Annotated in this window: 9 protein-coding genes, 1 tRNA gene and 1 pseudogene; 5 read left to right on the forward strand and 6 right to left on the reverse strand. The window is 70.7% G+C overall.

The annotated features are described in order from the left end of the window. Positions 1 to 162, forward strand: a pseudogene (locus RMN86_RS14525) (1-acyl-sn-glycerol-3-phosphate acyltransferase); the annotation flags it as partial. Positions 163 to 834: 672 nt separating this feature from the next. Here RMN86_RS14525 and RMN86_RS14530 read toward each other — a convergent pair. Continuing rightward, positions 835 to 1440 (reverse strand): PEPxxWA-CTERM sorting domain-containing protein, encoded by a 606-nt coding sequence (locus RMN86_RS14530; RefSeq protein WP_309606575.1) that lies wholly within the window; start codon positions 1438 to 1440, stop codon positions 835 to 837. Positions 1441 to 1815: 375 nt separating this feature from the next. Continuing rightward, complete coding sequence (locus tag RMN86_RS14535) at positions 1816 to 2352, reverse strand: gamma-glutamylcyclotransferase (protein WP_309606576.1); 537 nt, start codon at positions 2350 to 2352, stop codon at positions 1816 to 1818. 29 nt (positions 2353 to 2381) lie between these two features. Here RMN86_RS14535 and RMN86_RS14540 point away from each other — a divergent pair, with 29 nt between their 5' ends. Continuing rightward, a complete protein-coding gene (locus RMN86_RS14540; RefSeq protein ID WP_309606577.1) occupies positions 2382 to 3425 on the forward strand; it encodes a DUF2125 domain-containing protein in 1044 nt (347 codons plus the stop codon). A gap of 12 nt (positions 3426 to 3437) precedes the next feature. Continuing rightward, positions 3438 to 4061 (forward strand): class I SAM-dependent methyltransferase, encoded by a 624-nt coding sequence (locus RMN86_RS14545; protein WP_309606578.1) that lies wholly within the window; start codon positions 3438 to 3440, stop codon positions 4059 to 4061. A gap of 19 nt (positions 4062 to 4080) precedes the next feature. Here the strand turns inward: RMN86_RS14545 and RMN86_RS14550 are convergent. After that, positions 4081 to 4157, reverse strand: a tRNA-Met gene (locus RMN86_RS14550). A 119-nt stretch (positions 4158 to 4276) separates the two neighbouring features. On the opposite strand from RMN86_RS14550, the gene RMN86_RS14555 reads away from it, so the two are divergent. After that, on the forward strand, positions 4277 to 5305 hold the full coding sequence (locus tag RMN86_RS14555; protein ID WP_309606579.1) for a glycosyltransferase: 1029 nt from the start codon (positions 4277 to 4279) through the stop codon (positions 5303 to 5305). Then, complete coding sequence (asnB, locus tag RMN86_RS14560) at positions 5305 to 7011, forward strand: asparagine synthase (glutamine-hydrolyzing) (protein WP_309606580.1); 1707 nt, start codon at positions 5305 to 5307, stop codon at positions 7009 to 7011. Before RMN86_RS14555 ends, asnB begins: the two co-directional genes overlap by 1 nt. Here asnB and RMN86_RS14565 read toward each other — a convergent pair. The 3 genes from RMN86_RS14565 to RMN86_RS14575 all read right to left on the reverse strand — a co-directional run. Further along, the gene (locus RMN86_RS14565) at positions 7008 to 7394 is read right to left on the reverse strand and encodes a hypothetical protein (RefSeq protein ID WP_309606581.1); all 387 of its coding nucleotides are present in this window, start codon (positions 7392 to 7394) and stop codon (positions 7008 to 7010) included. The genes asnB and RMN86_RS14565 overlap by 4 nt on opposite strands. Beyond that, positions 7391 to 8341, reverse strand: a complete 951-nt coding sequence (locus RMN86_RS14570) for a nitronate monooxygenase (protein WP_309606582.1) — start codon at positions 8339 to 8341, stop codon at positions 7391 to 7393. The genes RMN86_RS14565 and RMN86_RS14570 overlap by 4 nt, the downstream gene beginning before the upstream one ends. Positions 8342 to 8364: 23 nt before the next feature. Beyond that, positions 8365 to 9220: FAD-dependent oxidoreductase (locus tag RMN86_RS14575; RefSeq protein WP_309606583.1), on the reverse strand; the 856-nt coding region annotated here is incomplete at its 5' end.

Here is a 9220-nt window from a genome sequence, read left to right on the forward strand (position 1 = left end):
AACGCCGGCGTCCACTGGCCGGCCCACGGCTTCCTGCGCCGGCCGGGGACCATCGTCTATGAGTACCTGCCGCCGATCCCGCCTGGCCTGAAACGCGCGGAGTTCATGCGCATCCTGGAAGAGCGCATCGAGACAGCCTCGATCAGGCTCAACAGCCTGTAGCCTCGCGCGCCTCCGCCAACCGCCTCCGGGGAAAAGTGGCTAGCCGCTCAGCTGGAGTCGCGAGATAGGGCGGGGGTAAAGGAGAAATAAGGGGGTAGCGTCCATGTCCGCGTGAGCCTTGAGACGAACAAGCTCTTGGGCTCTCAGATAGTGCCCCACCATACCCTGCCCGCAAAAAAATCCGCCTGATCCCACTCTAATTTCCCAGCCAACCGCGTCTCTACGTCCGCTTCTGACGCACCGGCCTGTTTTCCTCGCGCCCATGTCCGACCCCGCCGACCTCAGCGATGAGCAGATGTTTGCCCGGCTGGCCGCCTGCGACCTGTCGGGGGCGCAGCGGGTGCCTCAGCCTCGGCCTGTCGCCCGACGGCGCCGACAGCTGGCGCGACCTGCCCGATCCGCCACCCGACGATGAGGACGGCGAGACGCCGTCCCGCCGCGACTCCGGCTGAACGCTGGCGTGATCCTTCGAGGCTCCGCGCGAGCGGAGACTCCCACGTCCAACACCGGGACCACCAAGGACACCAAGACCACGACGACGCCGAGCCCGGCGCCGGCGCTCGCAACCTCGTCTGCCCCCTTCGCGGTCTTGGCGTCCTTCGTGTCTTCCTGTCAAAGGCAGAGGAGAGAAAACTGCACTGCCCTGACTCCGACTCCTTGGGTCGTTGCAGCCTAGGCGGCGGACGACAGCCGTTGGTGGCGCCTGCCGCGCATGAGGCCGCCGATACCGCCGAACCCGACGATGAGCATCGCCCAGCTCGCCGGCTCCGGCACGCCCGCGGAGAACGGGACTGTGACGGGACCCACGTTGTTGGTGGCCTGTCCGACGGTGAGCCCGTTGTTCTTGACCGCGGTCGCGGTGTAGCCGTCGAACCGGGTCGTCTTGTACTTGGACAGGGCGCTCAGGGTGAATTGCGTCTCCGGGAAAGGACCGCCGGTGTTGTGAAAGGCGCCGTCCATCCAGGTCATCGTCAGGTTGGTGATGGTCGGGTCATCGGTGAAGGCCGGGGGCGTCAGCAGGCCCGACGTGAACAGCTCCGTGCCGGCCGCGAAGGTCGGGTTGGAGGTGGTCAATCCGCCGGCGAAGCCCGCAAAATCGAAGATCGCGATCTTCGACCCGAAGATGAACCCCTGATCGCTGTCGAGGGTGATCTGGTAGGTGTAGCGGAAGAGACTCCCCTCCGCTGTCACGCCGGTCAGGACGGGGGTGATGTTCGCGTGAGCGGCGCCCGCGAACCCGATGACCGCGGCTGCGGCCACCCAAAGGATCTTACGCATCGATGCTACTTTCGCTTGCGACCGCACGAACAGTCGCTCCTGGTCATTCTCGACCGATACCCAAAGCCATGGCCCTGCCGACAAGTTCCCGCCGCAATTGAGAATTGTCGGGGGCCGCACATGTGGGTCTCAGCGCCGGCTTCTGTTCCGAGCCGCTGGACGACCAGGTGGCGCGCCTGTGCCTGGGCCTCGGCCTGTCGCCAGAAGGCGCCGAGGCTGGCGCGACCTGCCCGATCCGCCGGATGATGCGGGCGAGCCCCGGACGAGCCTGGGGAACGCCGAAGTTCCGGCTGAGCGATTGTCCACGAACCCCGCCTACCTCCCCCGCGAAGCGGCGGGAGCAATGGGGGAGGTAGGACGGGAATCGCGGCCCGCTCAGCCCTTGGCCTCCCGCGCCTCGACCAAGCGCAGCAGCGCCTGCATCGCGGGGTCGCGGATCTCCATCTCGGCCAGGTGTTCCACCAGGTCGGCCAGGTAGTCGATGTTGCGGCCCGACAGCCCCGTGGCGCCGGCGATCAGCTCGGCCTGGCGTTCCGGGACGAGAGCGCCGGCCCATTGCGGGTGGCCGGGGTCGGAGAGGAAGACCAGCGCCACGACGCGGCGTCCGTCGGCCAGGCGCACGGACCTGTGCGCCGCCACATAGGTCTCGGTCGGCTGTTCACGCTCCATCAGGTAGGCCTGGACCTTTGCCCAGTCGGCCGGCGCGATCCGATAGGCCATCCCCCGGACCGACCCGCCGGGCGCCAGGCCCAGCACCAGGCCCGGGCGCTCAGGCGTTCCGCGATGGTGGACGGAATAGATGCAGAAGGCGCGGTGGCGGCCCTGGAGGCTGGCTGGCGCCCGCTCGGCGAAGGCGAAGCCGGGCCGCCACATCAGCGAGCCATAGCCGAAGACCCAAAATTCGTCAGACATCCCGCCCCGCCGGTATAAGACGCAAGCCCATGTCTCTGCCCGATCCCCCAGCGCCCCGCAAACCCCGCCGGCTCGGCCTGTGGCTGCCGTTCGCCGCCCTGGCGCTGGTGGTCGCCGGCTGGTCGGGGGCCTGGGTCTGGGCGCGCGGCCAGGCGCTGAGCCGGATGGACGCAGCCGCCCTTCGCCTGAGCGAGCTGGGCTATCCGATCACCTGGAAGGACCGCACTGTCGGCGGCTACCCCTTTCGCATGGACATCACCCTGACCGAGGTCACCGCGCGGGCGCCGTCGGGCTGGGCGCTGGCGGCGCCGCGGATCGAAGGCGAGGCGTTCCTGCACGGCCTGACGCACTGGCTGGTCGCCGCGCCCCAGGGACTGACCTTCGTGCGCCCGATCGGCGGGCCGGTGGCGGTGAGGGGCCAGTTGATCCGCGCCAGCCTGAGCCATCTGGGCCAGCACCCGCCCAGCGTCTCGTTCGAGGGCGTCAAGCTGGTCTTCGAGCCCGGGGCCGGCGCCGCGCCCTTCGCCCTGGAGAGCGCCGGGCGGGTCGAATTCCACCTGCGCGCCGGACCCGACGACGAGGGCGGGGTGTTCGCCACGGTGGACGCCGGCAGGGCCCGGCCCTCCGCCCTGCTCGGCCGCATCGCCGGCGACAAGCCGGTGGCCATGGTGTGGAATTCGACGCTGTCGAAGATCAGCGCCCTTTCCGGCGCGACCTGGGGCCAGGCTGTGCGCCGCTGGTCCGACGCCGGCGGGCGGATGACGGTGCGCCAGGCCGGGATCACCGCCGGCGACGCCGTGGCGGGCGCCAGGACCGGGGTGCTGGGCGTCGCCGCCGACGGCCGGCTTTCCGGCACCCTGGACCTTTCCCTTCGCCAGGCGCCGCGCGTGCTGAGGGTGCTGGGCGACGCCGGCGCCCTCGCGCCCGAGGCCGCCGCGGCCGGGGTCATGGTGATCCAGGCGCGGCAGGGCGCGGGCGACACGGCCCAGGCGGCGTTGAATTTTCAGGCCGGGCGCGCGACGCTCGGCCCGGTCGCCCTTGGCCCCGCGCCAAGGGTCTATGAGCCACGCTAGGAACCTCGACGAATGGCCTCCTTCTACGACCGCTTCATTCTGCCAAGGCTCCTCACCTGCGCCTGCTCGTCGTCGCCGATGATGCGCCAGCGCGCCAAGATCGTGCCGCAGGCCAGCGGCCAGGTGCTGGAACTGGGCATCGGCATGGGCCTGAACTTGAGCTTCTACGATCCCGACAAGGTGAGCGGCGTGGTCGGTGTGGATCCGGCGGCGGACCTGCGGGCCGCAGCGATGGCGGCGCCGCGCGATCCGCGCCTGGCGGTGACCATCGAGGAAGGAACCGCCGAGGTCCTGCCGTTTGCCGACGCCAGTTTCGACAGCGTGGTCTGCACTTTCACGCTCTGCTCGGTGCACACCCCCGCCGCCGCGCTCGCCGAGGCGCGCCGGGTGCTGAAGCCCGCGGGCCGGCTGTTGTTCTGCGAACATGGCCTGGCCCCCGACGCCGGGGTCGCCACCTGGCAGCGCCGCATCGAGCCGATCTGGAAACGCATCGCCGGCGGCTGCCACCTGACCCGGCCGGTGGCCAGCGCCATCGCCGCCGCCGGCTTCCGGCTCGACCGCGTGGAGAGCATGTATGTGCCCAAGACACCCCGGATCGCGGCCTGGAACGAGTGGGGGGTGGCGACGCCTGGCTAGATCCTCGCCGCGACCCCGGTGGTGGCTGGGGGCGGGATCGAACCGCCGACCTGTGGGTTATGAATCCACCGCTCTAACCATCTGAGCTACCCAGCCGCGCGGGGCCACGCAAAACCTGGGGGCCTGCGAGCGCGAGGCGCGGGTTATAGGGTTTCGGTTTCCCGGCTTCAAGCGGCTTGGGGCAAGCCCTTCGAACCGCTAGGCTGGCGCCACACATGAGCGTGCTGCACCTTCTGGGAACGGCCGGCGACGGCGGGGCGGAGACCTACTTCGTCGATCTGGTCGCCGCGCTGCAGCGCGGCGGCCCGCCTCAGGCCGCCGTGATTCGTCCGCACGCCAGTCGCGAGACGGCGCTGAAGGCGGCCGGCGTCCCGGTGCGGACGCTGCGATTCGGCGGACCGCCGGACATCCTCACCCGGCCAGCGGCGGCGGGCTATGGGCGCGTGCAGGGGGCCAGGCTGATGGTCGCCTGGATGAGTCGCGCCGCGCGCCACACCCCCAGGGGACCCTGGACGCGGATCGGCCGGCTGGGCGGCTACTACAACCTGAAGTACTACCGGGGCTTTGATGAGCTGGTCGCCAATACCGAGGACATCGCCGAGTGGATCGTGACGCAGGGCTGGCCGGCCAGCCGGGTGCGCTACATCCCCAATTTCGCCGCCGCGCCGCCGGATGCGGCGCCGGTCGATCGCGCCAGCCTGACGACGCCCGCCGACGCGCCGCTGCTGCTGGCCATGGGAAGGCTGCACGATTCCAAGGCCCATGACGTGACCTTGCGGGCCCTGGTCGACCTGCCGGGGGCCTGGTTGTGGATCGCCGGCGTCGGGCCGCTGGAGGCCAAGCTGATGGCCATGGCCCAGGCCCTGGGCGTCGATCAGCGCGTGCGGTTCCTCGGCTGGCGAAGAGACCCTTCCGCCCTCTATCGGGCCGCCGACATCTGCGTCTTCCCCTCCCGCTACGAACCCCTGGGCAATGTGGTGATCCAGGCCTGGGCGCATGGTCTGCCGGTGATCGCCGCCGCCAGCCAGGGACCCGGGTCGCTGATCGAGGACGGCCGCGACGGCCTGCTGGTTCCCATCGACGATCCCGGCGCGCTGGCCAATGGCGTGCGCCTGTTGCTGGAGGAGCCCTCGCTGCGGGCCGAGTTCCGCGCGCGCGGCCTGGCTCGCGTGGAGGCGGAATTCTCGCGGGCCGCCGTGGTCGCCCAGTGGCGGACGCTCTTCTCAGACTATGGCGCGGCCTGATGTGCGGCATCGCGGGCCAGCTGGGCGGCGCGGACGCGCGCGTACCGGCGATGATCGGCGCGTTGACCCACCGTGGCCCCGACGGCGTCCGCGTGGAGGACATGGCCGGCGCGGCGCTCGCCCACGCGCGGCTGTCGATCATCGACCTGGAGGGCGGCTGGCAGCCGCTGCACGCCGCCGGCTCGACGGTGATCGGCAACGGCGAGATCTACAACTACCGGGAGCTGGCCCGAGATCACGATCTGGCCGGAGCCCTGGTCACCGGGTCCGACTTCGAGCCCCTGCTGCACCTCTACGCCCGCGAGGGAGAGCGAGCGTTCGCCCGGCTGCGCGGCATGTACGCCCTGTGCCTGATCGGGGCCGACGGTCGCGCCTGGCTGGCCCGCGACCCGTTCGGCATCAAGCCGCTCTACATCATGGAGCACGCGGGCGGCCTGGCCTTCGCGTCGGAGCCTCGGGCGTTCTTCGCGGCCGGGCTGATGCAGACCGTGCTCGACGACGAGGCTGCGGAAGAGCTGCTGGCCTTCAACTACACCCTGGGTGCGCGGACAGTCTTCCAGGGCCTGCGCCGGCTGGCTCCCGGCGAAGTGGTCGAGGTCCGCGACGGGCGCATGGTGAGCGGATGGCGGCAGGGCGCGCTGCAGAGGGTCGCCGCGAAGCCGTCGGGCGACGAAGCCACGCTCCTCAGGCAGCTGGACGCCGTGCTCGAGGACAGCGTCAAGGTCCACCAGCGCTCCGACGTACCCTACGGCCTGTTCTTGTCCGGCGGGATCGACTCGGCGACCATCGCCACCCTGATGTCGCGGCTGAACGAACGGCCGGTGACCGCCTTTACCTGCGGCTTTGAAGCGCCCAACGCCGGTAGAGGGGGGGCTAGGGACGAACGCGCGCAGGCCGAGCGGGTGGCCCGCGCGCTGAACCTCGACTGGCGCGAGACGCGTTTTGGCGAGGAGGATTTCTGGCGGATCTTGCCGCAGGTCGCCTGGGCGCTGGACGACCCGACCGCGGACTACGCCACCCTGCCGACCTGGAAACTGGCCGAGGCCGCCAAGGGGACGCTGACCGTGGTGCTGACCGGCGAGGGCGGCGACGAACTGTTCGGCGGCTACGGCCGATACCGCCGCGCGCTGCGCCCGGCCTGGCTGGGCGGGCGACCCGCCGCGCCGCGCGGGGGTGATGCGGCGGCGCTGGGACGTTGGCTCCAGGAGGCAAAGCCACCCGGGGGCCTGACCCGCCTGCAGCAGGCCCAGTGGGCCGACATCGCCACCTGGCTGCCGAGCGATCTCTTGTTGAAGCTCGACCGCTGCCTGATGGCCCACGGGCTGGAGGGGCGCACGCCGTTCCTTGACCCGGCGGTGGCGGCCTTCGCCTTCCCGCTCGCCGACCGGTTCAAGGTGCGCGGGCGCTATGGCAAATGGCTGCTGCGCAAATGGCTCGAGACCGCGTGTCCGGCGGCCGAGCCCTGGGCGCGGAAACAGGGGTTCACCGTGCCGGTGGCGGCGTGGATCGCGCCACGGGCTGAACAGATCGCCGCGCGCCTTCCGGCCGTCGAAGCCCTGCGCCGCCTGCGCCCCGAAGCCGCAGCCGAGTTTCGGGCGGGCGACGGTGGCGTGCGCTGGCCGCTGCTGTTCTTCGCGGTTTGGTCACTGATCCACCTGGAAGGCGCGGCGCCCGCGGACGCGCTTGAGGCCGTCGCCGGGCGCTAGGTTTCCAGCGCGACCCGCAGGCTCGCCAGGAACAGCAGGGCCGCCACCGGCGCCCAGATCAGCCGTTCAAGGCCGCTTGGGGTGATCAGGTTCAGCACGACGCCGACGGCCAGCAGGACCACGACGACCCAGGCCGGCCAGCGGGCGGCGACCCTCCAGCGGGGAAATACCAGACCCGCGCGGACGAAGACCACGAGGGCCACGACGCCCAGGATGAGAATCTGAAACAGGGCGGCCAGGCGCATCGCCGGCGGATAGACGCCGGGAAAGGCGCCCCCCATGGCGACCGCGCCCCAGGGTGCGCCGAGGGCCAGGGCCAGCTGGAAAACGGCGACCAGGGCGGTCAGCGCGCCGAAGATGCGGGCCGCGAACCTGGCGCTCACGCCGGCTGCGCCTGGTGGCCATAGCGCGCCGACAGGGTGGCCAGGGTGGCGTCGAACTCCGCCATCGTCTCCTCGAGGATCTGCTTCACCGGCTTGATCTCGTCGATGCGGCCGGCGACCTGGCCGGAGAGTGCGATCGAGGCCTCCATGTCGCCGCCGAAGTAGAGATCTAGCGCCTTGGACATCTCGGCCATGATGTTCTCGGGCGGTTCCTTCTCGAACCGTGTGGTCTTCTCGGTGCGGAGCGCGCGCAGCGCCGGGCCGGGGCCGAAGCGGTTGAGAAAGACGGTGTCGGTCTCCTTGGCGGCGAGGATCGCGTCCTTCCAATTCTGGTGCACCGGGCTCACGGCGGCGGAAACCATGCGGGTGCCCATCTGCACGCCCTCGGCGCCGAGCGCGAAGGCCGCGGCCATGGTGCGGCCATCGACGATGCCGCCGGCGGCGATCACCGGCACGCCGAACTTCGAACAGACCAGCGGCAGCAGCACCATGGTGGCCACGTCGCGGCCGTTCTTGAAGCCGCCGCCCTCGCCGCCCTCGACCACCAGCCCGTCGACGCCGGCCTCGATCGCCTTGGTGGCGGCGGCCAGCGAGGGAACCACATGGAACACCGTCAGGCCCGCGCCCTTCAGCGCCTCGCAATAACGGTTGGGGTCGCCGGCCGAGGTGGTGACGAACTTGACGCCCTGATCGGCCACGAACCTGACGATGTCCGGGTCGCGGACGAAGGCCTGGGCGACGTTGATGCCCCAGGGCTTGTCGGTCAGGGTGCGCATCTTCGCCACTTCCTCGCGCACCTCATCGAGACGGCCTGACGATGTCTCGATGATCCCGAAGCCGCCGGCATTGGACACCGCCGAGGCCAGCTGCGCGCGGGCGATCCAGCCCATGGGCGCCTGGACGATGGGGTACTTGACGCCGAGCAGCTCGGTGATGCGGTTCTTCATGGGGATCCTCCGTTGACCGGAGCCTAGCCCGGCGCCGTTGCGGAACCCAATCCCAGCTTGCCGGCCACCGTCTCGCCAATCGCCAGCGACGAGGTGAGGCCGGGGCTTTCGATGCCGAACAGGGCCACCAGTCCTTCCATCCCGTGCATATCCGCGCCGTCGAGGCGGAAGTCGGGCTGTGGCTCCCCCTCGCCGTGCAGCTTGGGGCGGATGCCGGCGTAGTCGGGGCTCAGCGCGCCATCGGGCAGGCCGGGCCAGAACTTGCGGATGTAGGCGGCGAAGGCGGCTTCGGCGGCGGGATCGACGCTGTAGTCCAGGGTCTCGACAAAATGCAGGTCCGGGCCGAACACCGCCTGGCCGCCCAGGTCGCGACGGTAGTGGGTGCCGAGCGCGCCATGGATCGGTGGCGGATAGATCAGCCGGGCGAACGGCGCCTTGCCGACCAGCCGGAAGTACATCCCCTTGCCATAGTGGCCCCGGGGAATTTCCGCGGCCGGGAACCCCTCGATCCGCGCGGCGACGGCCTGGGCCGAGAGGCCGGGCGCGGTGACCAGGTATCGGCAGGTGAGCCCGGTCGGCTCGTCGCCGCCGGCGCGCACCTCGAACCCCCCACCGTCCAGCGCGACGGCGCCGTCGAAAGGGGTGGAGAGCACGACCGCGCCGCCGGCGGCCTCGATCTCGCCCTGCAGGGCCAGCATATAGCCGTGGCTGTCGAAGACGCCGCTTTCCTTTGACCACAGGGCCGCCACCGCGTTGAGCGCCGGCTCCATGGCGATCGCCTGGGCGCCGGTCAGCTTTTCCATGCCTTCGACGCCGTTGCGCTGCGACTGGTCGTAGATGGCGTCGAGGCGGACGATCTCGTCCGGTTTGGTGGCGACG

This window comes from Phenylobacterium sp., assembly GCF_031360265.1.
Classification (GTDB): Bacteria; Pseudomonadota; Alphaproteobacteria; order Caulobacterales; family Caulobacteraceae; genus Phenylobacterium.